Raw genomic sequence first — 22,094 nt, forward strand, 5'->3', positions numbered from 1 at the left:
CTCTCGTCATCGTCGAGAAGGTGAAGGGCGCCTTGCGTCTTGCCGCCGCCGACCCGGCGGCACGGGCGCTAGGCCTCTCGCCCGGGCTCACGCTTGCCGATGCGCGTGCGCGCGTGCCCGATATCGAGGTGTGCGAGACGGCGCCGGAAGCCGACCGGCGCATGCTGGAACGGCTCGCCGATGCCTGCGACCGCTTCACGCCGCTCGTCGGTTTCGATGGCAAGTGTCTCGATGGCACGGGAGGGCTCATGCTGGACATCGCCGGCTGCGTTCATCTCTTCGGTGGTGAAGTGGCCATGCTGAAAGATATCGCGGGCAAGTTCGAAACGGCGGGCTTCAAGACCTTCGCTGCGATTGCCTCGGCGCCGGATACGGCGCGCGCCATGGCGCAGTTCGGGTCAGGCGGTATCGTGGCTGAAGGCAGTGAAGAGCAGGCGGTGCGGCCCTTGCCCGTGGCCGCCCTTGGTCTTGGCGCGGAGGTCGAAAACGGGCTCGCCCGCGCCGGGCTCAGGAGCATCGGTGATGTCGCGGCGCGTCCGCGCGGACCGCTTGTCGCGCGCTTCGGGCCGGAACTCGCCTACCGGCTCGATCTCGTGATGGGGCGGCGCCGCTCATCGATCACGCCGCGCCGCACGGTCGGTGACATCATCGTGGAAAAGCGGTTCGGCGAGCCGATCGGCTACGAGGAGGACATTCGGGCGTGCCTGCGCCACCTTGCGGGGCAGGCGGGAGAACTTCTGCAGGAGCGCGGCAAGGGCGGCCGGCTTTTCGAGGCGGCTTTCTTCAGGGCCGACGGCAAGGTGACGCGCATTCCGGTGGAAACGGCACGGCCTTCGCGCGATCCCGCAGCGTTGATGCGCCTTTACGATGCCAAGCTCGAGGGGCTTGCCGATCCGCTGGATCCCGGCTTCGGCTTCGATCTGATCCGCCTGTCGGTCATCTTCAGCGAAACGCTCGTTCCCGAGGCGCAGGAGCTTTCGTCGAAAGGCGTTCCGACCGAAGAGGCGAGCGAGTTGGTGGAGCGCCTGAGTGCCCGGTTTACGCCCGAGCAGGTGGTGCGCTTCGTTTCGCGCGATACGCATATTCCCGAACGTGCCGCCGAAGCCATTCCGGCATTGTCGTCGGAGCAGTCGGCGATCACATGGGTGGTGCAGGACAGTGGTGAGCCGCCCTTGCGTCCGCTTTTTCTCTTCACGCCGCCCCATGCGATCGACGTTACCGCCTCGGTTCCGGATGGCCCGCCGCATCGCTTCTTCTGGCGCCGGGTCGAGCATGCGATCGTCAAGGCGGAAGGTCCTGAGCGCATTGCGCAGGAGTGGTGGCGCGATGCCGGACAGGCGATGACACGCGATTATTTCCGGCTCGAGGATACCGCCGGGCGCCGGTTCTGGGTCTATCGCGAAGGGCTCTACGGGATGGAAGTCACCAATCCGCGCTGGTTCCTGCATGGGATCTTCGCATGATGCGGTACGGCGAACTTGCGGTCTCCACCAATTTCTCCTTTCTGCGCGGGGCCTCCCATCCGCATGAATTCATCACCCGCGCGCTTGAACTCGGTTATGCGGGCATCGGCATCGCCGATTGCAACACGGTGGCGGGGGTCGTCCGTGCCTATAGCGCTCTCAACGAGCTGAATTCCGATTATGCCGCTCAGTATGGAAAGGGTGCCAGGCTCGATTTCAAGCTGGTGGTCGGCGCCCGGCTCGTCTTCGCCGACGGCACGCCCGACATTCTCGCCTATCCGGAAAACCGGGCCGGTTGGGGCAGGCTTTGCCGGCTTTTGACGAAGGGCAAGATGGGCGACACGAAGAAGGGCGATTGCATCCTGAGCTTTACCGATCTCCTGTCGCTTTCGGCCGATCTTCTGTTCATCGTCATGCCGCCCGATCAGCTTGACCAGGTGGAAGCCACGCTTGCGCAGCTTTCACGCGCGGCGCCCGGCTCCATCTGGCTCGGCGCGGCCATGGGTCGTCGAGGGGATGACCGGCGCCGCCTCGTCGCCCTGAAGTCTCTGGCCGATGCGGCGCGCGTGCCGCTGATGGCGCTCAACGATGTGCTTTATCATGCCCATGAACGCCGCCCCCTGCAGGATGTGCTCACCTGCATTCGCGAGAAGACGACGATCGAGGCGGCCGGCCGCCTGCTTCAGGAAAATGCGGAGCGCTATCTGAAGCCACCGCCCGAGATGCAGCGGCTCTTTCGCGATTGCCCGGAGGCCATCGCCGAAACGACGGACTTTCTGGCCCGCATCGATTTTTCGCTCGATCAGTTGAAATACGAGTACCCGGACGAACCGGTGCCGCCCGGTAAGACGCCGCAGGGCTGGCTGGAGGAATTGACGTGGAAACATGCCGGCTGGGTCTATCCCGATGGCGTTCCGCCCAAGGTGGATGCGCTTCTGAAGCAGGAATTCGCGCTGATCGCGAAGCTCGATTACGCACGCTATTTTCTGACGATCCACGACATCGTGCAGTTTGCGCGCAACCGGGGCATTCTGTGCCAGGGCCGCGGATCTGCCGCCAATTCGGCGGTCTGTTTCGTGCTCGGCATTACCTCGGTCGATCCTGCGACCAGCAATCTTCTCTTTGCGCGCTTTCTGTCGGAGGAGCGTCGCGAGCCTCCGGATATCGATGTCGACTTCGAGCATGAGCGGCGCGAAGAGGTCATCCAGCACCTTTATGAGCGCTATGGGCGGCTGCGCGCTGGTATCGCCGCAACCGTTATCCGCTATCGGCCGCGCAGCGCCATCCGCGAAGTCGGCAAGGTGTTCGGTCTGACCGACGACGTGACGGCCAGGCTCGGCGGCATGGTGTGGGGGAGCTTCGGCGACAGCATTCCCGAAAGCCATGTGCGCCAGGCTGGGCTCGATCCGCACAATCCCGTCATCGCCCGCGCGCTCGATTTCGCTCGCCAGCTTCTCACCTTTCCACGCCACCTCTCGCAGCATGTGGGCGGATTCGTGCTGACCAACGGGCGGCTCGACGAGACGGTGCCGATCGGCAATGCGGCGATGGAGGATCGCACCTTTATCGAGTGGGACAAGGACGATATCGACGAACTCGGGCTGATGAAGGTCGATGTGCTGGCGCTCGGCATGCTGACCTGCATTCGCAAATGCTTCGACCTGATCCGGTTGCACGAGGGCAGGGATCTCGATCTCGCCGCCATCAAGCACGATGACGGTGTCTATCGCATGCTGCAGAAGGGCGATTCCATCGGCGTCTTCCAGGTGGAAAGCCGGGCGCAGATCAACATGCTGCCGCGCCTCAAGCCGAAAGAGTTCTACGATCTCGTCATCCAGGTGGCGATCGTGCGGCCCGGGCCGATCCAGGGCGACATGGTTCATCCCTATCTGAGACGGCGCGACGGACTTGAGGAGGTGCATTTTCCTTCGCCCGCCCCGCCGCATGATCCGGACGAGCTCAAGCATGTTCTTTCCCGCACATTGGGAGTGCCGCTTTTCCAGGAACAGGCGATGCAGCTGGCGATCACGGCGGCGGAATTTACGCCGGACCAGGCGAACGGGTTGCGCAAGGCGATGGCAACCTTCCGCCACAACGGCACGATCGGCCGTTTCGAGGAAATGATGGTGGATGGCATGGCGCGGCGCGGTTACGACCGGGATTTTGCCGAGCGCTGCTTTGCGCAGATCAAGGGTTTCGGCGAGTATGGGTTTCCCGAAAGCCACGCGGCTTCCTTCGCACGCCTCGTCTATGTCTCGGCGTGGATCAAGCACCACTATCCGGCGGTCTTCGCCTGTGGGCTCCTCAATTCCCAGCCCATGGGCTTTTACGCCCCGGCGCAGATCGTGCGCGATGCGCGCGAGCATGGCGTCGAAGTGCGGCCGGTGGACGTGAATTACAGCCACCACGACAACACGCTGGAGCGGGCGGCGAATGGCAAACTCGCCCTGCGCATCGGCTTTCGGCAGATGGATGGGTTTCGCGAGGACTGGTCGCAAGCGCTCGTTTTCCAGCGTGGCCGTGGTTACGCGAGCATCGAGGCTCTGTGGCATGGGGTCGAGCTCGAACACCGCGCGCTGAAGGGCCTGGCCGATGCCGATGCATTCCGGTCGATCGGCGTCGATCGGCGTGATGCGCTGTGGGCCGTGCGGCGATTGCCGGAAGATCGGCCGCTGCCGCTCTTTGCCGCGGCCGCACAGCAGGAACTCGGGTTTGAGCAACCCTCCCGCCTGCCGCCCATGCCGCTCGCCGAACAGGTCGTTGCCGATTATCAGACCGTGAAACTCTCGCTCAAGGCGCATCCGATCGCTTTTCTGCGCGAGCGATTTCGCAGCGAAGGCATCATCTCCTGCGCTCAGTCAGGGGAAATGCCGGACCGTGCGTTCGTCAAGGTTGCGGGGGTGGTTCTGGTGCGCCAACGGCCTGGCAAGGGCAACGCGATCTTCATGACGCTTGAGGACGAGACGGGCGTCGCCAATACGCTTTTATGGTCGCGGCTTTTCGACAGGTATCGTCGCGCCGTTATGAGCGCAAAGCTCGTCGTGGTCGAAGCCCAGATCCAAAGAAGCAAGGAAGGCGTTGTGCATCTCATGGTCACTGCCGTGCATGACCGCACGGGAGATCTCGCGATGCTGTCCGATGTCCATTCCGCCAGCATCGAATTGTCACGCGCCGATGAGGTTACCCACCCAACTTATACCCGCCAGGGCGAGGGCGGGCGCCACCCGCGCAATGTGCGGATCATACCGAAGTCACGCGACTTTCATTGACATGAATATCGGCAGGGATCACACGCCACAGACTATTTCGACGAAATCCGCGCACTTGCTTTCGTGGTCGCAGAGGCTGGTGACGCTGCCATGGTATTGCCAACCGCCACGGCCTCGCCTGCACCGAAGAACTTGTCACGCTCCCGCCAGATCGCCGGCAAGGCGAGCAGACCGATCGAGACGACCGCGATCACCGTCTTCGTAAGCTGCGACAGCTCCGGCGTGCGCTGGTCCACATAATAGACTGCGTAGACGATCACGACGTGCCAGACATAAACCTGAAGGGAGTGACGGCCGAGCAGCTGCAGGAAGCGAAGGGTGAAGACCCAGATCAGTCCCTCGGCCACAGCACGCACCACAGCATTGGAGTGACGCGGGCCCGCGATCAGGAGCCATGCCATACCGAAGGCGACGGCGATGAAGTTGACGAGATAAACCGGGCCGAAATCGGCGCGCACTTCGAGCGAGGCGAACTTGCCGATCATGAAGTCCGGCATGAATCCGTGTGCTGTAGCAACGCGCAGCGGCAAGAAGAACAGTACGGTGAGCAGTGCGACTTTCGGCCAAAAGGTCTTTTCCGGTGCGAAGATCGCCGTCCAATCGATCTTCTTCTGCGCCGTGAGCGTGCCAAGGACCAGCGCTGTGAAGAAGACGATCTGCCAGCCCATCATGTTGAAGCTGACGCGCACGCCCTGTTCGTCCGAGCCTTCAACCAAGGTATCGAGCGGTACCGTGACCAGGCGGTGAACGCCGAGCTGCGCGGCAAACCAGACCAGGAATGAGCCCACCATCACGGTGCGCCACTGCCCCTTGAGCGTCAGCCAGATGAGGGCGGGCGCGAAGAGGAGGTAGACCGTGTATTGCGGCAGGATGTCCATGAAAGTCGGCTGGAAGATGAACGTCGCTATGGCGGCCAGCCGAAGCGGATCGCTGAAATTGGTATCGCCCAGCCAGTTCCACCAGGCTTCGTGGCCACCCGGCAGCACCATCCGCACGAGCAGCACGGCAAGAATAAGCCCCATGGCGTAGCGGTAGAGTTCGAACGCGCGCGAATAGACTTTGCGCGATCCTTCATCCTTGCCGTATTTCAGCATCTTCCGGGCATAGACCAGGCCGATCAGCAGGCCCGACAGAAACACAAAACCCTGAGCGTCTTCGACAAACGCCAGTTGGCGATGGTTGATCTCGACCAGCCAATACCCACCGATGAAGACGAGGTGGTTGATCAGCATGAAAACGAGGAAGTAGCCCCGCATTCCATCAATGATATCGAGGCGTTTCACGGGCGGATAACCTTGGTTGAGCGATGAGAGGCCGTTTGGCCGCTCACCAGGAACAACCATGGACACCAATTCTGCGGACGCAACGAACTTCCATGGGAAAGGTTGCGGCAAAGCCGGACCGTTAGACGGCCCGGCGGGTCACGATCAGCGACTCGTTGCCTTTTTAGTTTATCGGAAGCTCAATAAGCGGCCAATCACGCTTGGCCGACGCGGCCGATCATTCGACCGTGTAGCTGCCCGTCTCGCAAAGATCAGCGGCATCTTCCACGACGTCGCCGTCATCGAAGACCATGCGTAAATCGTAGTCACAGGCGGACCGGCCGTCGGCGATGGTGATCTGGACGCTCTGTCCGGAAGAGAGGACATCCGCGCCGAGAATATCCTCTTCCCAGTTCGATACATCGGTGGGGGAGGCGTAGAATTCCATCAACGTGAAATCGGTGTTGTTGTTCAGCGTGAAGACCAGATCTTCGGCTGATGCGGTGGTTGCCAATGCCAAAGACGCGAAAGCGGCTACGGACAGGACGGCGGACTTCATTGCAGTGTTCCCCAGGCGGCACAGTGCCCCAACAGCCACGTGGAATACGCGGCCGTTCATCTCAATAGCCAAAGGCCGAAAACAGCACAATCGAGCCGAACACGCGATCCGAGTTGATGGTGAACGGGCGAGGGCAGGCGTCAGACGCCCATGAACGACCAACCACCGAAGATGATCAGAAGAATGATGATGACGGCGATTAGTGTGTTGCGGCTCATGACGGCTCCTTTTTGAGTGACAGGCAAACTGCTAAGCGGTGGGAAGGTTCCGGTGCTCTCACCCTTCCGCCTGCATCGTCCGTGCGATCTCCAGAAGCTTGTCGCGATCGGCACCGTGCTCGGCGACGAGTTCCTTCGCCTGAAGCGGTGACATGTCGGTGTTCTCGACGAGATACTTGATCTCCGCCTCGTCGTTATCCTGAGGGTTCGTCCACTCGTTGCGATCATCGGCCATGGCGGTCTCCTTCAAGACCAGAACCGGCGACATCGCAGAGTGTTCCGAGCGCAATCATGTGCAGTCGTCGCGGGATGATCGCAGGAGGGTTTCGAAAGGTGAGAGGGGCAGAAGAAGGATGTCAGCCGCCACCCGGCAAACCCGCTCGGTCTGCTATTTGTTATCGAGCCTCTGTTCGACCTTCTTTCGGCTGTTGCCGACTTCTTTCACCGCTTCCTTGACCTCGGCCTTTGATTTGCCGGTCTTGTCGGCTTCGTAGCGAACTTCGTGGTCCTGCTTGCCGGCGACGCGTGAACGATCCTGCGGTGTGTTTCCCAAGGCGGCCTCCAATGATGTTGGTCCGCGACTAACGCCGGAATTGGCGTGTTGTTCATCCAGATGTCATGGAATTCCGGATGAGATTGCAGCCCGCCCGATGAGGCAGTCTGTTTTGCTTTGAGGAAGGCGCCGTGCCATCGAGGCATACTGGCTTGGAGAAGTGGTGCCGCTTAGGTGACTCGAACACCTGACCCCATCATTACGAATGATGTGCTCTACCAACTGAGCTAAAGCGGCCCGGTGGCTGCCCCGAACAGGGCTGCCACGAAAGGTGCCCGCAGATACCGCGATTGTGCGGGCATTTCAAGCGGGCAAAGGCAAATTCCGATCAGAGCGCGTTCAGGCGCAGATGCGGGCCTTGGCGGCGCGGTATTCCTGTTCCAGCCGGTCGACGAACTGGCCGACGGGAGCGACTTCCTTGACGGCGCCGATGCCCTGGCCAGCGCCCCAGATATCACGCCAGGCCTTGGCGCCGGTTGCAGCGCCATCGAAATCCATCTTCGAGGCATCGGCTTGCGGCAGATTGTCGGGATCCATGCCGGCCTTGGCGATCGACGGTTTCAGATAGTTGCCGGGGATGCCGGTGAAGAAGTTCGAATAGACGATGTCCTTGGCCGTGCTTTCGACGATCATGTCCTTGTAGGCATCGATGGCGCGGGCCTCCGCGGTCGCGATGAAGGGCGTGCCGATATAGGCCATGTCGGCGCCCATGGCTTGCGCGGCGAGAACGGCATCGCCAGTCGCGATCGAGCCCGAAAGCAGGAGCGGACCGTCGAACCATTCGCGAATTTCCTGGACGAGCGCGAAGGGCGAGAGGGGGCCTGCGTGGCCACCGGCGCCGGCCGCGACCGCGATGAGGCCATCGGCACCCTTCTTGATCGCTGAATGGGCGTGGCGGTTGTTGATGACGTCGTGCAGCACGATGCCGCCATAGGAGTGGATCGCATCATTGACTTCCGGCACGGCGCCAAGCGACGAGATGACGATCGGCACCTTGTATTTCACGCACATCCGCAGATCGTGTTCCAGCCGCTGGTTTGAGCGGTGGACGATCTGGTTGACGGCGAAGGGTGCGGAAGGGCGGTCTGGGTTCGCAGCGTCATGGGCCGCAAGCGTCTCGGTGATTTCAGCGAGCCACTCATCGAGCTGCGCTTCGGGACGCGCATTGAGTGCCGGAAACGAGCCGACGACGCCGGCCTTGCACTGCGCGATGACCAGCGGCGGGTGCGAGATGATGAACAGGGGGGCAGCGACAACGGGAAGGCGGAGCCGGTCCTTGAGAATGGACGGAAGAGCCATGGAGCATCACCTCGAGAGCGTTTTGATTGACACTTACGTAAACTGCGCTTGTGGCCACCTATGCCATTCGGAGCGTTTTCCGTCCAGCCCACCTTGGCATGCCTGAGGGCGGCGCGATTGTTCGGTACACATCTCGGTCTTGGTTAACGCCTTGCTTGCGCGGGACGAATTGAGCTTGTACCGGTGAGTTTGACGCAAGATGAACTCAATTTTCGCCCAATGCTCTTGGGCCCAGGTGCCCAGAGCGCCTGCCTTACCGAAAGGCCCGCTCGTGCAAGGTCTCGAAACCGCCCTCCGCAATGCCCTGACACGTGCCGGCAATCCCGATGCCGAAACGCGCCAGCGCGTTTATGCGTCGGCGCGCCAGGCCGTCCAGAACTCGTTCGCGAAGCAGGCGGATGTCGCGCCGGAAGTGATCAACCAGCAGCGCATCGAGGCTGAGAGCGTCATTGCCAGGGTTGAAAAGGAATTCGCAGAACGGGAACGCGCAAGCGCGACTACACCGGTTCCGACGATCGGGTCCATCGCGGATCCAGCGCCTTCTGCTCCCGGTGGTGCACCCGACATCGGCAGCGCCCCGCAGGTCATGCCGGACGATGCGTTCCGGCGCAGGTCCGATGCAGAGCCGCCAATCGTGTCGGTCGATCGCGACGGCAGGGCAGGGCGTGACGTTAACTTCGATGATCGGGCACCTTCGGTCGATCGGTCGGACAGCTTTTCGCTCGATGGTCCGCGCAGCAGCATGGGCCGGCGCGAGCCGGATATGGGTCTTGCGACCGAGCCGACTGCATCAACCGCTTCGGCAGCGGTGGAGGGCGCCGCGTCGCCTTCCGTGGCAGGAGACGTTCGGCCCGGCCGGGGAAAAAGAGGCTTTCTGCGCCGTGGTGGCGGCAAGCCCAAAGTCGAAACGGTCGTCGAAGCGCCGCGTCGCAAGAAGAAGCGTCGCGGCGGTGCGCTGATCGGGCTCGCTCTTCAGCTTGGCTTCGTGCTGCTGCTGATTGCCGGAGCGCTCTGGTTCATTTCCGCCAATGGCGGCATCGAGCAGGTGGGTCGCAATCTCGCCGAATCCGGCGCCGGACTCCTGGCTGAGCCGAGCGAGGATGGTGCCAGCGTGCCCGGCCAACGTGTGGGCGCGGGGCAATTCACTGGTGAATGGATCACGGTCGTCGAAACCGACACCGTCGATAGCGTTTCGGCCGGATCGGCGGCGACGGTCGATGTTGTGGACGATACGAGCGAGCCTTTTCTCAGGATCCAGTCCGTCAGCGCCGGCGAAGATGGCGAAGTGCGCATCGCGCTTCAGGGCGACGTGGCAGAGGCACTGGCCGCAGGACCGGCGACCGTTGCGCTGACCGTCCGTTCGGCCGGCGAGGGCGTGACCCAGATCTATGTGCGGTGCAGCTTCCCGGCCGAAGCCGGATGCGGACGCCGTCGCTTCGAGGTCAACCAGACGCCCGCGGACCTCCTGCTCGACATCGACCTCGGTGCCGCCGGCGGAGCAGCGAACGGCGGAACGGTGATGCTGAACGCCGACGTTGCCGGCGAAGGTGCGGGCATCGATCTCCTCAGCGTTCGTCTGCGGCCGGGCGCGTGAGAGCGTTCCGGCGTTGACCCGAAGCCTCCTCAGGCCTGTAGGGCCAGTTCCGGTCCTCCGATGATGGCCGGTTCCTCCTGCCCGATGGCGCTTGTGTTCTTGCCCTCGTAGGGCAGGCCGAGAAGAACGCGGCGGATGAGATTGAGGCGCGCGCAGCGCTTGTCGTCGGCACGCACCACGATCCATGGCGCGAGATCGGTGTGGGTGCTCGCAAACATCTGATCACGCATGGCGGTGTAATCGTCCCAGCGCTGAATGCTCGCTATGTCCATCGGTGATAGTTTCCACGCCTTCAGAATAGTGTGGCGACGATCATGGAAGCGTTCCAGCTGTTTGGCGCGGCCGATATCCAGCCAGAATTTGAAGAGATAGATGCCGCTTTTGACGAGCATCCGCTCGAAATCGGGTGTTTCAGCCAGGAAGTGCGCATGTTCGTCCGGGGTGCAGAAGCCCATGACCGGCTCCACGCCGGCACGGTTGTACCATGACCGATCGAACATCACGAATTCGCCGGCTGACGGCAGGTGCTCCACATAACGCTGGTAGTACCACTGGCCGCGCTCGCGCTCGGTCGGTTTCGGCAGCGCCACGATGCGGGCGCTGCGCGGGTTCATGTATTCGCGCGTCGCTGCGATCGCACCACCCTTGCCGGCCGCGTCGCGGCCTTCGAACAGCAAGACGACGCGATTGCCGGTCTCCTGCTGCCAGGCCTGCACCTTGACCAGTTCAACCTGCAGCAATTCCAGATCGCGGTCGTAGTCCGACCTGCCCAGTTTGTCCGGCTGGCCGACCGCGCTTTGTTCTTGCAGGGTCTTCACCCAATCGGGCAGGATGGGATCGTCGATGTCGAACCGCCTTCTCGTCCCGCCGATCTCGATCTCGACTGCTCGCTCTTCCTGCTCATCTGTCATAAATGTCTCGCATGGGGGCGTCATGGTTGCCGGATGATTCCGGCGTGCCCGGGATCGTGGAGGATTTGGGCCACAGGGGCGCGGCGAATTCAAGCTGCTCGTCTTTCGTGCGTTCATGTGGAGGATAGAACGAGCCATGTCTGAAGGCGGCCTGCCGATGAACGAGCCGACCGAACGCGGTTCGGTGCGGCTTGCATCCATGAGCCTCAAGGATGCGCGCTACATCCTGATCGCCGGAGCGCTTGCCGTTGCGGCGTTCGCAGCGAGTGGAGCCATCGGGTGGCTGTCGGGCGCGCTTCTCTATCTCATCATCGCGCTTGCCGCCGCGCTGCCGCGGCGATCCCGTTCCATGCGGCTGGCTGCCCGGCAGAAAGCACCGGCGATGGACTGGCGCCAGGCGATCGCCCTGCCGCTGCAGGCCATGGACGAGCCGGCCTATCTCCTGCGGGTCGATGGAACGGTGAAATTCCAGAACGAAGCCGCAGAAGCCCTGTTCGGCGTTTCCGAGCCCAACACACATCTTTCCGGCCGCATCCGGTCTCCAGCCATTCTGGGCATGGTGCAGCAGGCGATGGAGGACGACGAGCCTCGCTCTGTCGATCATTCCGAGCGCGTGCCCTCGGAGCGCTGGTTTCAGGTGCGCTGTTCGCCGATTGCAGGCGCACCCGCCCGAGACCACAGCGGCAAGCTCTACCTGCTTACCTTTCGCGATATGACGGAGGCGCGGCGGATGGATCGCATGCGCAGCGACTTCGTCGCCAACGCCAGCCATGAGCTTCGCACGCCGCTCGCCTCGCTGACGGGCTTCATCGAGACCATCAAGGGGCCGGCCAAGAACGATCGCGACGCGCAGGCACGGTTTCTCGACATCATGTACGAGCAGGCGACGCGCATGACCCGTCTCGTCGACGATCTGATGTCGCTGTCGCGGCTTGAAATGAAGACCCACGTGGCGCCGACAGACCGCGTGGACCTCAACCGTCTCGTCGCCCATGTCACCGACAGCATGAAGCCGCTGGCGGCGGAGATGGGTGTGACGGTGGCGTTGACCGTTCCAGACGAGCGCGTGGTCATCCAGGGGGATCGGGATGAACTGATCCAGGTGCTGCAAAACCTCATCGAAAATGCGTGCAAGTACGGGCAGAGCGGTGGGCGCGTCGATGTGGCGGTTGATGTTCTGCCCACTGACGAAGGCTGCGGAAGTGCCGAGCTGCGCGTGCGCGACTATGGTCCAGGCATTGCGCCCGAGCATGTACCGCGGCTGACGGAGCGCTTCTACCGTGTCGACATAGAGAGCAGCCGGTCGAAGCGCGGCACGGGTCTGGGGCTTGCCATCGTCAAGCACATTCTCACCCGCCACCGGACGAGGTTGGTGGTTCAATCGACACTGGGAGAGGGCACGACCTTCATTGTCAGATTTGAGCGTCAAAAAACGCCGAGTGATGTCGTGCTGCGTCTAATTGATAAGGAGGAACAAGCTCTTAGGGTGTCATAAATCCGTTATGCTCTTGTCATAAAAGGTGGGTCAGCGGGGTGTTAGAACACCGACGGCCTCAAGGGGCACCCACAGGCGCTCTTAAGGCGCCCATTCAAAGAGCTAATAAGCGGGAGACATCCATGAACGCTCTTAAGATTTCCGTCGCTGCCCTCGTGGCATCCACGACGTTTGCCGGTTTTGCCGTCGCCCAGTCGCGCGACACCATCCAGATTGCCGGTTCTTCGACCGTTCTGCCTTTCGCATCGATCGTTGCTGAAGAATTCTCCGCTGCTTTCCCTGATTTCGGCACGCCGGTCGTCGGTTCGGGCGGTTCGTCGGGCGGTCTGCGCCAGTTCTGCGAAGGCGTCGGCGAAAACACGATCGACATCGCAAACTCGTCGCGCCGCATCCGCGCCGGCGAAGTCGAAGCCTGCAACACGGCTGGCGTAGAAGACATCCGCGAAATCCAGATCGGCTACGACGGCATCGTTTTCGCAACGTCTGCTGACCAGGGCGATTTCGCTCTCGAGCCGCAGCACGTCTTCATGGCGATCGCTGCCCAGGTTCCGCAGGACGGCGAAATGGTCGCCAACCCGTACACCAACTGGTCGGAAATCGACGCTTCCCTGCCTGACCAGGCGATTGCTCTTGCAATCCCGGCATCGAACCACGGCACCCGCGAAGTCTTCGAAGAGCGCGTCGTTCTTCCGGGCTGCGAAGCTGCTGAACTGCCGGAAATGTCCGAAGAAGAAATGGAAGCAGCTTGCCTCGCATTCCGCCAGGACGTCGTCGTTGAAATCGCCGGCGACTACACCGAGACGCTTGCTCGCCTGCAGTCGAACCCGGCAACTGTCGGCGTCTTCGGTCTTTCGTTCTACGACCAGAACCGCGACACGCTGAAGGTTGCAACCGTATCGGGCGTCGAGCCTTCGCTCGAGACGATCGCTTCGGGTGACTATCCGGTTTCGCGTCCGCTCTTCTTCTACGTCAAGGGCGAGCACATCGGTGTCATCCCGGGCATCGAAGAGTACGTCCAGTTCTTCCTCTCCGACCAGATGGCCGGTGCAGGTGGCGCGCTTGAAGCTGCCGGCATGATCCCGGCTCCGGCTGAAGAAACCGCTGCCGTTCTGGAAGCCTTCGAAGGCGGCGAATCGCTGACCGTCGAAAGCCTCGGCGCCGAGTAATCTACCAAAAGGGGCTTCGCCATAGCGGCGGGGCCCCATTCTGCTTCCCTGACATTTGGTCATTCAAGGCACGCCGATGAACACCCTGATCATCACTGCGCTGATCCTTGCCTTTCTCGGCATCGCCTACCAGACCGGTTCTTCCAGAAGTCGCGCCTTGGCAGGCACTTCAGGCCGTCGTCTGCATTCGCGCCCATCCTATCATGGCTCTGCGATCGCGATCTGGACGCTCGTTCCGCTGCTTCTCCTGCTTGGTGCCTGGGCGCTTCTCGACAGTTACGTCATCCGCACTTTCATCACCTGGTATCTTCCCGAAAGCCTCGTTGCAGAGGGCGGCAATGCGCTGCGCGCCTCGATCGCGCGCGTTGAGGCTCTTGCAACGGGCTACGGCGTCGTCGGTGAGGTTCAGGAGTTCGAGCGGACAGCTGCGCAGGCCGTCGGAAGGTTTCAGACCACAGCTTTCCTGATTGTCGTGGCGGCAGCCACCACGCTTGCAGCGCTTGGCCTCTTCTATGCCCGCAAGCGCATCACGCCTCAGTTTCGCGCCCGCAACGAAGTCGAGGGTGCAGTCCGCATTCTCCTTCTCGCCTGCTCCGTCGTCGCCATTTTGACGACGTTCGGCATCGTGGCGTCGCTCCTGACCGAAGCCATGCGCTTCTTCTCTTTCGTCAATCCGCTCGACTTCTTTTTCGGGACCGTCTGGAACCCGCGCTTCTCCACGACTGGTGCCGGTGGCGGTGGCGAATATGGTCTGATCCCACTTCTGTGGGGTACGATCCAGATCACCATCATCGCCATTCTGACGGCAGTGCCGATCGGTCTGATGGCCGCAGTCTACCTGTCGCAATACGCCAAGCCGCGTGTGCGCAGCGTGGTCAAGCCGCTGATCGAAGTGCTCGCGGGTATCCCGACGATCGTCTACGGCTTCTTCGCTCTGGTGACTGTGGGACCCTTCCTCGCAAGCTTTGGTGACGCGATCGGCGTCGATATCCGCGCCACCAGCGCACTTACGGCCGGCATCGTGATGGGTGTGATGATCATCCCGTTCATCTCGTCGCTATCCGACGACATCATCCGCCAGGTGCCGACTGCCATGCGCGACGGCTCGCTCGGCCTTGGTGCAACGAAGTCCGAGACGATCCGCCGGGTCATCCTGCCGGCTGCTCTCCCGGGCATCGTTGGCGCCATCCTGCTGGCTGTCAGCCGTGCGATCGGCGAGACGATGATCGTCGTTCTTGCGGCCGGCAACAGCCCGGTGCTGCGCTTCAATCCCTTCGAGCCGACGTCGACGATCACCGTTTCGATCGTCAACCAGCTCACCGGTGACAGTGATTTTGCCGGACCCCAATCCCTCGTCGCCTTCGCGCTTGGCCTGACGCTGTTCGTGCTGACCTTGGTTCTCAACGTCGGTGCGCTCTACATCGTCCGCCGCTTCCGGGAGCAGTATGACTGATCATGGCTAATCTCGACAGCACAACGACAGCCAGCGCCGGCACTGCGGTCACCGCCGAAGAGCGGCGCCAGCGGGTCAAGAAGAGCCTGGGCGCACGGCACCGCAAGGAGCGCCTCTTCCATGGCCTCGGCATTACCGCCGTGGTCCTGGCGCTCGGTTTCGTCGCCATTCTTTTCTACGACGTGCTTCAGCGTGGGCTTCCAGCGTTCCAGCAGGCGCAGGTGACGGTCGACGTCTATTTCGATCCCGAGGTCATCGATCTTGGCGAGCGTCCAGTACAGAGCCCAGGTCAGTCTCCGGCTGACTACAGTGCGCAATTGAATGGATGGCTGCGCGCCGCAGCCCTGCTCAACTGGAACCGTCTGCTGGAGACTTCGATCCGCACGATCGTGCCGGAGTTCGAGGGCGACGCGCGTGACATTGCTGCCATCATCGACAGTTCTCAGCGCTTCGTCATCCGTGATGCGTTCACGAGCGACCCGTCGCTGCTCGGTCAGACCCGCGAATTCTCTCTTCTGGCTTCGGCTGACGCCGATAACTGGCTGAAGGGCACGATCGACCGCAGCTTGCCGGATGCCCGCCAGCAGCTTTCGGCGGATGCGCGGGCGCTTGCTGACGACCTTCTGGAGCGTGGCGAGATTCGCTTCGCCTTCGCGTCGCACCTCTTCACCAATGTCGACTCCCGCTCGGCACCGGCCAGCGCGGGTCTCGCGGGCGCCTTCATGGGCTCGCTCTACATGATGCTGATCGTCATCGTGCTCGCCGTGCCGATCGGTGTCGCAAGCGCCGTCTATCTCGAAGAATTCGCGCCGAAGAACCGCCTGACTGATGTGATCGAGATCACGATCAACAATCTGGCAGCGGTGCCTTCCATCGTGTTCGGTCTGCTGGGTGCGGCGGTCTTCATCAACTATTTCCGCCTGCCGCTTTCCGCGCCGCTCGTCGGTGGTCTCGTCTTGACGCTGATGACGCTGCCGACGATCATCATTGCCACGCGCTCATCGCTGCGCGCCGTGGCGCCTTCTCTTCGCCAGGCAGCCCTCGGTCTCGGCGCATCGCGCACGCAGATGGTCTTCCATCACGTGCTGCCGATCACCTATCCGGGCATCCTGACTGCCGCCATCATTGGTGTCGCTCAGGCGCTCGGGGAAACTGCTCCTCTGCTGCTCATCGGCATGAACGCCTTCGTCGCCAACATTCCGAGCAGTCCCATGGACCAGGCGTCTGCCTTGCCGGTGCAGATCTATCTCTGGCAAGGCAACGAAAACCGTAATTTCTTCGAAGCGCGTACTTCTGCCGCCATCATCGTGCTACTCGGCCTGATGCTGAGCCTCAATGCGATCGCAATCTTCCTTCGGTCGCGACTGGAGAAACGCAAGTGACGTCAGATAGCACCATCACCAAGGATCCCGTCATGGCCTCTGGAATGAACTTTCCACATGCGGAACTCACCCCGAACGCGGAGCAGGCCACGGACCACGGCGCAGCCGAGCTCGCCCAGCGCAGTGTTCGCGTGCGCGCCAGCGACGTGTCGGTCTTCTATGGCGCCAAGCAGGCACTGTTCGACGTTTCGGTCGACATTCCTGACCGTGCCGTTACGGCCTTCATCGGCCCATCGGGCTGCGGCAAGTCCACGTTCCTGCGCTGCATCAACCGCATGAACGACACGATCGAAGGCGCGCGCGTCGGCGGCAAGATCGAACTCGACGGCGAGGACATCTACGATCCCTCGCTGGATGTCGTGGAATTGCGTGCGCGCGTCGGCATGGTGTTTCAAAAGCCCAACCCATTCCCGAAGTCGATCTTCGAGAATGTCGCGTATGGCCCGCGCATTCATGGCCTCATCCGCACCAAGGCGGAAGCCGAGGAGGTGGTCGTATCGAGCCTGCGCAAGGCCGGGCTCTTCAACGAGGTCAAGGATCGCCTTCACGAGCCGGGCACCGGCCTGTCGGGCGGCCAGCAGCAGCGCCTTTGCATCGCGCGCGCCATCGCGGTCGGGCCGGAAGTCATTTTGATGGACGAGCCGTGTTCGGCGCTCGACCCGATTGCAACGGCCATCATCGAAGAGCTGATCGACGAACTGCGCGAGAACTACACGATCATCATCGTGACGCACTCGATGCAGCAAGCAGCGCGCGTATCGCAGAAGACGGCGTTCTTCCATCTCGGCAATCTCGTGGAGGAAGGTCCGACCGACAAGATCTTCACGAACCCGGAAGACAAGCGCACCCAGGATTACATCACAGGCCGGTTCGGCTGACCAACCGGCTGTGGCCACGGAGAGAACAATGAGCGATCCGCATATCGTCTCGTCCTTCGACGAAGAGCTGAAATATCTGATGCGCCGGGTCTCGGAGATGGGCGGCATCGCGGAACGCATGGTGGGCGACTCCGTCGCTGCGCTGGTGGCTTCCGATGCGGGGAGCGCGCAGCGGATCATCGCCGAGGACATCATTCTCGACGATGCCGAACGCGACATCAACGAGCGTGCGATCGTCGTCATCGCCAAGCGCCAGCCTATGGCACACGATCTGCGCGAAGTGATGGGCGCGATCCGTATCGCCGCCGACCTCGAGCGCGTCGGCGACATGGGCAAGAACATCGCTAAGCGTGTGGTCGCCGTCCAGGGGTCGGCCCAGCCTAAGCAGCTGGTGCGGGGGCTCGAGCACCTCTCCGAACTCGCTTTGACGCAGCTGAAGGAAGTGCTCGATGCCTATTCGACACGCTCCGCCGTTGCGGCAAACCAGGTGCGCCAGCGCGACGACGAAATCGACGCGATGTACACGTCGCTCTTTCGTGAATTGCTGACCTACATGATGGAAGATCCGCGCAATATTTCTGCCTGCACGCATCTCCTGTTCTGCGCCAAGAACATCGAGCGCATCGGCGATCATGCGACCAACATCGCCGAGACGATCTACTACATGGCGACGGGCGACCGGCTGCTGGGCGAACGCCCGCGCGGCGACAAGACTGCGACAGTGATGGCCAGCGGCCACTGACGGAGACGATGGGAAGATGCTGCCAAAGATAACGGTCGTCGAGGACGAAGAAGCGCTGAGCGTGCTCCTGCGTTACAATCTGGAAGCCGAAGGCTACAAGGTCGACACTGTTCTCCGCGGCGACGAGGCCGAGATCCAGCTGAAGGAGCGCGTTCCGGACCTGCTCATCCTGGACTGGATGCTTCCCGGCGTCTCTGGCATCGAGCTCTGCCGCCGGCTGCGCGCGCGGCCTGAAACCGAACGCTTGCCGATCATCATGCTGACGGCGCGTGCCGAAGAGAGCGAGCGCATTCGCGGTCTCGCGACCGGTGCCGACGACTATGTGGTGAAGCCGTTTTCGACGCCTGAACTGATGGCGCGTGTTCGCGCCATGCTGCGCCGTGCCAAGCCCGAGGTCATCTCTTCGGTGCTGCAGAGCGGCGACATAACGCTCGATCGCGAAACCCACCGCGTCCACCGCAAGGGGCGCGAGATCCGGCTTGGACCGACAGAATTCAAGCTACTGGAATTTCTGATGTCGTCGCCTGGTCGCGTCTATTCGCGCGCGCAACTGCTCGATGGCGTCTGGGGCCATGACATCTATGTCGACGAGCGCACGGTGGACGTGCATGTCGGCCGGCTGCGCAAGGCGATCAATCTCGCCAATATGCGTGATGTCATCCGCACGGTGCGGGGCGCCGGCTACGCGCTGGAAGGCTGAGCGCCTTCCCCATTTTCATTTCAAATGAAGTGTTTGGCGCGCGATCAGCGCGCCCGGCGTCTTTCGCCCGAGACCTGGAAGGCCAGGCGCGCGTGGTATTTGCAGTAGGGCGTGTTCTCGCCTGAATCGTGACCGCAGAAGTGGAAGTCCTCGTGCATGGGGTCGCCGACCGGCCACTTGCACGTGCGCTCGGTCAGGTCGACCAGCGCGAGACGCTTGGCGATCGGCACGACGACATCGCTGACGGGACGCGTCTGCGGTGCTGCTTCCATGGCGACATCTTCACGCACTGCAGCGGCTGCGCCGTCCCGGGAAATCGTGCGCGGTGCAGCAGGGCGGGCGTTGAAGTTGGAGGCCGGGCGAGGAGCCGGCGCCGGGCGTTTTGCGCGCGGCGCAGGGGTGCCGCCGGATTTTGCGCGTCCCGGCAGGTTCAGGCGATGTACTTTGCCGATGACAGCATTTCGTGTCACGCCACCCAATTGTGCGGCAATCTGGCTCGCGCTGAGGCCGTCGGCCCACAATTTGGTAAGTTTTTCGACGCGCTCGTCGGTCCAATTCATGGCCGCAACTCCAGTTTCGATATAGGGCGCAGCAGAATCCCTCGGCGCTGGCCCGAAGTATCAACGGAACCGCGTCGCCTTAATACTGTGTGATGACTAGGTCCGCCGCATGCAGTCTAGTGCTGTTATTTCAACTTAATGGTCGGCAGACTCCGTGACAAGAGTCCCGGGAATCGGCCGATTCGCTTTTTTGAGTTTTCCCCAACTTGGGGCTTTTTGAGCGATTTGCGTGGTAGCCGGCACAAGGGGCGTTTTCTTGACAGCACCGGGCGAAATGAAGATAGTGCGTCGGGCCGCCGCAGGGCGGCTTTTCAATTTTCAGGCCGCAGTCCTTGAGGTTTGCGACGCGAACCGTCCGACCCTTTTGCGGTGTGGCCTTGAGTGGGAGTTTGCGCCAGATGGCACCGGCGTCGCCGCTTTTCGAGACTTACAACCGCGCTCCGCTCCGCTTCGAGCGTGGCGATGGTGTCTGGCTGACGAGCGAAGACGGCAAGCGATATCTGGATTTCGCGGCTGGCATCGCCGTGAATTCCCTTGGGCATTCCCATCCCCATTTGGTCGCCGCGCTCAAGGAGCAGGCCGACAAATTGTGGCACCTGTCCAATCTCTATGAGATCCCCGGGCAGGAGCGGCTTGCGCGCCGCCTGACGGAGGCGACCTTCGCCGATCGGGCGTTCTTCACCAATTCCGGTGCCGAAGCGCTGGAATGTGCGATCAAGACCGCACGCCGTTATCATCATGCGCGCGGGCAGGGCGAGCGGTTCCGCATCGTCACCTTCGAAGGGGCATTCCACGGGCGGACGCTCGCGACGATCGCTGCCGGTGGCCAGCCCAAATATCTCGAAGGCTTCGGGCCCAAGGTCGAGGGTTTCGACCAGGTACCGTTCGACGATTGGGCAGCGCTTGAAGCTGCCGTCACCGACGAGACGGCCGCAATCCTCATCGAGCCCGTTCAGGGCGAGGGCGGTGTTCGGCCGGTTTCCGACGAACGGCTGCGCCAGCTCAGGGCTCTGTGCGACGAAACTGGTAGCCTCCTGATCTTCGACGAGGTCCAGTCGGGCGTCGGTCGCACGGGCAAGCTCTTCGCGCATGAATGGTCGGGCATTTCGCCGGACATCATGGCGGTCGCCAAAGGCATCGGTGGAGGGTTCCCGCTCGGCGTCTGTCTCGCAACGTCCGAAGCGGCCGCGGGAATGGTGCCCGGCACGCACGGCACGACCTATGGCGGCAATCCGCTTGCCATGGCCGTCGGCAACGCCGTTCTCGACGTCATCCTGGCGGATGGCTTCTTGGAGCATGTGCGCGACCTGTCGCTGGTGGCAAAGCAGGGCCTCGAGGCGATCAAGGATCGCTATCCCGATGTGGTCGCCGAAATCCGCGGTCGCGGCCTGATGCTCGGGTTGAAGACCGTCGTGCCGAACACGGAGATGGTTGCGGGCCTTCGCGCGCATCACATGCTGTCGGTACCGGCTGGCGACAATGTCGTTCGCCTTCTGCCGCCGCTGACGATCACGGCCGAGGAAATGCGCGAAGGGCTGTCGCGCATCGACATGGTCGCTTCTGAACTTTCTTCATCCAAACAGGCAATTTCCGCCTGAAAGCAGGCCGGGGCACGGGGATCATCACCATGGGCGCCAACGGCACGCCACGTCATTTCATCGATCTATCGACCACCACGGCAGACGATCTTCGTGGGATGATCGACAATGCGCGCACGATCAAGGATGCCTTGAAGTCGGGTCAGGGCGACAAGCCGCTCGCCGGCAAAGTGCTTGCCATGATCTTCGAAAAGCCCTCGACGCGCACCCGCGTGTCCTTCGATGTCGGCATGCGCCAGCTTGGTGGCGAAACGTTGTTTCTTTCCGGCACGGAAATGCAGCTCGGGCGCGCCGAAACGATCGCGGATACGGCCAAGGTGCTGTCGCGCTATGTCGACATCATCATGATCCGCACGACTGAACACAGCCGCCTGCTGGAACTTGCCGAACACGCGACCGTGCCGGTGATCAATGCGCTGACGGACGACACCCATCCCTGCCAGATCATGGCCGATATCCTGACCTTCGAAGAGCATCGCGGGCCGATCAAGGGCAAGACGGTCGCCTGGTCGGGCGATGGCAACAACGTGCTGCATTCGCTGATCGAGGCATCGGCGCGCTTTGGTTTCACGATGAATGTCGCGGTGCCGGAAGGCTCCGAGCCGGAGGCGCGGTATGTGGACTGGGCACGCGCCAATGGCGGCATCGTCAATGTGACGAATGACCCGATGGATGCGGTGCGCGGCGCCGATTGCGTGGTGACCGATACCTGGTTCTCCATGGGCCAGGAACATCGCGCGCGCGGCCACAACGTCTTCCAGCCCTATCAGGTGAACGAGGCGCTGATGGCGGAGGCCAATCCGGATGCGCTCTTTATGCACTGCCTGCCGGCGCACCGCGGCGAGGAAGTGACCGATGGCGTCATCGATGGCGCGCAATCGGTGGTGTTCGACGAGGCGGAAAACCGGCTGCACGCGCAGAAGGCCATCATCGCCTGGTGCATGGGCATTTGAGTACCTAAATATCCGGCAAATAGTTCAGCCGTGCGCTTG

At 62.2% G+C, this 22,094-nt stretch carries 19 protein-coding genes and 1 tRNA gene; 12 read left to right on the forward strand and 8 right to left on the reverse strand.

The window, feature by feature from the left end; translation table 11 throughout:
* The first annotated feature begins 32 nt into the window (after window positions 1–32).
* The gene (locus QQL76_RS01215; protein ID WP_499206025.1) at window positions 33–1,463 is read left to right on the forward strand and encodes a Y-family DNA polymerase; all 1,431 of its coding nucleotides are present in this window, start codon (window positions 33–35) and stop codon (window positions 1,461–1,463) included.
* Window positions 1,460–4,732 (forward strand): error-prone DNA polymerase, encoded by a 3,273-nt coding sequence (locus tag QQL76_RS01220; RefSeq protein ID WP_499206026.1) that lies wholly within the window; start codon window positions 1,460–1,462, stop codon window positions 4,730–4,732. The genes QQL76_RS01215 and QQL76_RS01220 overlap by 4 nt, the downstream gene beginning before the upstream one ends.
* A gap of 32 nt (window positions 4,733–4,764) precedes the next feature.
* On the opposite strand, the gene QQL76_RS01225 is transcribed toward QQL76_RS01220, so the two are convergent.
* From QQL76_RS01225 to QQL76_RS01250, 6 genes are all read right to left on the reverse strand, one after another.
* Window positions 4,765–6,015, reverse strand: coding sequence for an OpgC family protein (locus QQL76_RS01225; RefSeq protein WP_499206027.1), 1,251 nt, complete (start codon window positions 6,013–6,015; stop codon window positions 4,765–4,767).
* Between the two features lie 217 nt (window positions 6,016–6,232).
* On the reverse strand, window positions 6,233–6,553 hold the full coding sequence (locus tag QQL76_RS01230) for a hypothetical protein (protein WP_404863761.1): 321 nt from the start codon (window positions 6,551–6,553) through the stop codon (window positions 6,233–6,235).
* Window positions 6,554–6,829: 276 nt separating this feature from the next.
* Window positions 6,830–7,006 carry a hypothetical protein gene (locus tag QQL76_RS01235; protein ID WP_499206028.1) on the reverse strand — a complete coding sequence of 59 codons (177 nt, stop codon included), beginning with the start codon at window positions 7,004–7,006 and terminating at the stop codon, window positions 6,830–6,832.
* Window positions 7,007–7,159: 153 nt separating this feature from the next.
* Window positions 7,160–7,336, reverse strand: coding sequence for a DUF3606 domain-containing protein (locus tag QQL76_RS01240; protein ID WP_499206029.1), 177 nt, complete (start codon window positions 7,334–7,336; stop codon window positions 7,160–7,162).
* Between the two features lie 149 nt (window positions 7,337–7,485).
* Window positions 7,486–7,561, reverse strand: a tRNA-Thr gene (locus QQL76_RS01245).
* 102 nt (window positions 7,562–7,663) lie between these two features.
* The gene (locus QQL76_RS01250) at window positions 7,664–8,623 is read right to left on the reverse strand and encodes an NAD(P)H-dependent flavin oxidoreductase (protein WP_499206030.1); all 960 of its coding nucleotides are present in this window, start codon (window positions 8,621–8,623) and stop codon (window positions 7,664–7,666) included.
* Between the two features lie 271 nt (window positions 8,624–8,894).
* Here QQL76_RS01250 and QQL76_RS01255 point away from each other — a divergent pair, with 271 nt between their 5' ends.
* The gene (locus tag QQL76_RS01255; protein WP_499206031.1) at window positions 8,895–10,217 is read left to right on the forward strand and encodes a hypothetical protein; all 1,323 of its coding nucleotides are present in this window, start codon (window positions 8,895–8,897) and stop codon (window positions 10,215–10,217) included.
* A gap of 29 nt (window positions 10,218–10,246) precedes the next feature.
* On the opposite strand, the gene ppk2 is transcribed toward QQL76_RS01255, so the two are convergent.
* On the reverse strand, window positions 10,247–11,128 hold the full coding sequence (ppk2, locus tag QQL76_RS01260; protein WP_499206032.1) for a polyphosphate kinase 2 family protein: 882 nt from the start codon (window positions 11,126–11,128) through the stop codon (window positions 10,247–10,249).
* 136 nt (window positions 11,129–11,264) lie between these two features.
* Between ppk2 and phoR the strand changes: the two genes are divergently transcribed.
* The 7 genes from phoR to phoB all read left to right on the forward strand — a co-directional run bounded on the left by phoR (window position 11,265) and on the right by phoB (window position 18,944).
* Window positions 11,265–12,623 (forward strand): sensor histidine kinase, encoded by a 1,359-nt coding sequence (gene phoR, locus QQL76_RS01265; protein WP_499206033.1) that lies wholly within the window; start codon window positions 11,265–11,267, stop codon window positions 12,621–12,623.
* 122 nt (window positions 12,624–12,745) lie between these two features.
* Window positions 12,746–13,789 carry a type 2 periplasmic-binding domain-containing protein gene (locus QQL76_RS01270; protein WP_499206034.1) on the forward strand — a complete coding sequence of 348 codons (1,044 nt, stop codon included), beginning with the start codon at window positions 12,746–12,748 and terminating at the stop codon, window positions 13,787–13,789.
* 76 nt (window positions 13,790–13,865) lie between these two features.
* Complete coding sequence (gene pstC, locus QQL76_RS01275; protein WP_499206035.1) at window positions 13,866–15,242, forward strand: PstC family ABC transporter permease; 1,377 nt, start codon at window positions 13,866–13,868, stop codon at window positions 15,240–15,242.
* 2 nt (window positions 15,243–15,244) lie between these two features.
* Window positions 15,245–16,624, forward strand: coding sequence for a PstA family ABC transporter permease (pstA, locus tag QQL76_RS01280; protein WP_499206036.1), 1,380 nt, complete (start codon window positions 15,245–15,247; stop codon window positions 16,622–16,624).
* Complete coding sequence (gene pstB, locus QQL76_RS01285) at window positions 16,621–17,502, forward strand: phosphate ABC transporter ATP-binding protein (RefSeq protein ID WP_499206037.1); 882 nt, start codon at window positions 16,621–16,623, stop codon at window positions 17,500–17,502. The genes pstA and pstB overlap by 4 nt, the downstream gene beginning before the upstream one ends.
* Before the next feature lie 28 nt (window positions 17,503–17,530).
* Complete coding sequence (gene phoU / locus QQL76_RS01290; protein WP_499206038.1) at window positions 17,531–18,244, forward strand: phosphate signaling complex PhoU family protein; 714 nt, start codon at window positions 17,531–17,533, stop codon at window positions 18,242–18,244.
* A 16-nt stretch (window positions 18,245–18,260) separates the two neighbouring features.
* The gene (gene phoB / locus QQL76_RS01295; RefSeq protein WP_126008365.1) at window positions 18,261–18,944 is read left to right on the forward strand and encodes a phosphate regulon transcriptional regulator PhoB; all 684 of its coding nucleotides are present in this window, start codon (window positions 18,261–18,263) and stop codon (window positions 18,942–18,944) included.
* Between the two features lie 44 nt (window positions 18,945–18,988).
* Here phoB and QQL76_RS01300 read toward each other — a convergent pair whose 3' ends face one another.
* Window positions 18,989–19,504 (reverse strand): GcrA family cell cycle regulator, encoded by a 516-nt coding sequence (locus QQL76_RS01300; protein WP_499206039.1) that lies wholly within the window; start codon window positions 19,502–19,504, stop codon window positions 18,989–18,991.
* A gap of 398 nt (window positions 19,505–19,902) precedes the next feature.
* On the opposite strand from QQL76_RS01300, the gene QQL76_RS01305 reads away from it, so the two are divergent.
* Window positions 19,903–21,102, forward strand: a complete 1,200-nt coding sequence (locus QQL76_RS01305) for an aspartate aminotransferase family protein (protein WP_499206040.1) — start codon at window positions 19,903–19,905, stop codon at window positions 21,100–21,102.
* Window positions 21,103–21,131: 29 nt separating this feature from the next.
* The gene (argF, locus tag QQL76_RS01310; RefSeq protein WP_499206041.1) at window positions 21,132–22,055 is read left to right on the forward strand and encodes an ornithine carbamoyltransferase; all 924 of its coding nucleotides are present in this window, start codon (window positions 21,132–21,134) and stop codon (window positions 22,053–22,055) included.
* Window positions 22,056–22,094: the final 39 nt, after the last annotated feature.

The sequence above is a fragment of the Rhizobium albus genome, from assembly GCA_030160035.1.
Classification (GTDB): Bacteria; Pseudomonadota; Alphaproteobacteria; order Rhizobiales; family Rhizobiaceae; genus Georhizobium; species Georhizobium albus.

Coding starts and splice junctions, on each gene's coding strand:
- QQL76_RS01270 (WP_499206034.1), top strand. CDS start 12,746: ATGAACGCTCTTAAGATTTCCGTCGCTGCCCTCGTGGCATCCACGACG.
- QQL76_RS01300 (WP_499206039.1), bottom strand. CDS start 19,504: ATGAATTGGACCGACGAGCGCGTCGAAAAACTTACCAAATTGTGGGCC.
- QQL76_RS01235 (WP_499206028.1), bottom strand. CDS start 7,006: ATGGCCGATGATCGCAACGAGTGGACGAACCCTCAGGATAACGACGAG.
- phoU (WP_499206038.1), top strand. CDS start 17,531: ATGAGCGATCCGCATATCGTCTCGTCCTTCGACGAAGAGCTGAAATAT.
- ppk2 (WP_499206032.1), bottom strand. CDS start 11,128: ATGACAGATGAGCAGGAAGAGCGAGCAGTCGAGATCGAGATCGGCGGG.
- pstC (WP_499206035.1), top strand. CDS start 13,866: ATGAACACCCTGATCATCACTGCGCTGATCCTTGCCTTTCTCGGCATC.
- phoB (WP_126008365.1), top strand. CDS start 18,261: ATGCTGCCAAAGATAACGGTCGTCGAGGACGAAGAAGCGCTGAGCGTG.
- QQL76_RS01305 (WP_499206040.1), top strand. CDS start 19,903: ATGGCACCGGCGTCGCCGCTTTTCGAGACTTACAACCGCGCTCCGCTC.
- phoR (WP_499206033.1), top strand. CDS start 11,265: ATGTCTGAAGGCGGCCTGCCGATGAACGAGCCGACCGAACGCGGTTCG.
- argF (WP_499206041.1), top strand. CDS start 21,132: ATGGGCGCCAACGGCACGCCACGTCATTTCATCGATCTATCGACCACC.
- QQL76_RS01230 (WP_404863761.1), bottom strand. CDS start 6,553: ATGAAGTCCGCCGTCCTGTCCGTAGCCGCTTTCGCGTCTTTGGCATTG.
- pstA (WP_499206036.1), top strand. CDS start 15,245: ATGGCTAATCTCGACAGCACAACGACAGCCAGCGCCGGCACTGCGGTC.
- QQL76_RS01250 (WP_499206030.1), bottom strand. CDS start 8,623: ATGGCTCTTCCGTCCATTCTCAAGGACCGGCTCCGCCTTCCCGTTGTC.
- QQL76_RS01220 (WP_499206026.1), top strand. CDS start 1,460: ATGATGCGGTACGGCGAACTTGCGGTCTCCACCAATTTCTCCTTTCTG.